The sequence below is a fragment of the Paenibacillus ehimensis NBRC 15659 genome, assembly GCF_004000785.1.
Lineage (GTDB): Bacteria > Bacillota > Bacilli > Paenibacillales > NBRC-103111 > Paenibacillus_G > Paenibacillus_G ehimensis.
Genome location: NZ_BILX01000206.1, coordinates 1 through 651 on the forward strand (window position 1 = coordinate 1; position 651 = coordinate 651).

2 protein-coding genes are annotated in these 651 nt (G+C 38.6%); one reads left to right on the top strand and one right to left on the bottom strand.

Annotated elements, in window-relative coordinates; genetic code table 11:
* Positions 1-191 precede the first annotated feature (191 nt).
* Positions 192-380: a helix-turn-helix domain-containing protein gene (locus PEH01S_RS36270; protein WP_127490462.1), complete on the top strand. Its 189-nt coding sequence runs from the start codon at positions 192-194 to the stop codon at positions 378-380.
* A gap of 27 nt (positions 381-407) precedes the next feature.
* Here PEH01S_RS36270 and PEH01S_RS35245 read toward each other — a convergent pair.
* Positions 408-651: hypothetical protein (locus PEH01S_RS35245; RefSeq protein WP_218032733.1), on the bottom strand; the 244-nt coding region annotated here is incomplete at its 5' end.

Here is a 651-nt window from a genome sequence, read left to right on the forward strand (position 1 = left end):
AAATCACCCTCCGTTGTGGTTTTCTTTTTGCCCAGACAACACAAAAAACACTCAAAATGTATGCGCGGCGGAAGATGAAAAAAATGCGTAATTTACGTCAAAAGCAGTGACTTTTTAAATTTGAAAATAATAATATTTTACACAAAAGAGAAAGACGTAAATTACGCCATCGAAGGAAGGTTAAGAAAATAATGACAGGTTTCGAATTTATCGCCAAAGTATTCAAAGCATCATATACAGATATTGCGAAAAGACTTGATCTGACTACCTCCACCGTTGCAGATTGGGCAAGTGGCAGGAGACCGATACCCAAGGACAAGCTTCCGCTCGTCTCCAAATTGTTTAGGATTGATGAAGAATACTTCAGAAGAAGGAGCTAACCGAAGTTGAAAAAATAAAAATTGAAATCAATTACCTTGAACGAGCATCGAAGCGTGATACGCATGAGGTTGAGCATACGATAACGGACGATGATGGAAATGTGCATGAAGCTTATTTTTGGCATAATCCCCATGAAGGCGAGTTGCGTTACAAATATGAGGAACTTGCTTGCGAGGAGCTTGTATTAAAATTAAGACGAATCCTGAACTATGATTTCCATTTTGGACATGGAGTATACCCGAGCCAATGATCATTTCAAAGTGGTTAAAC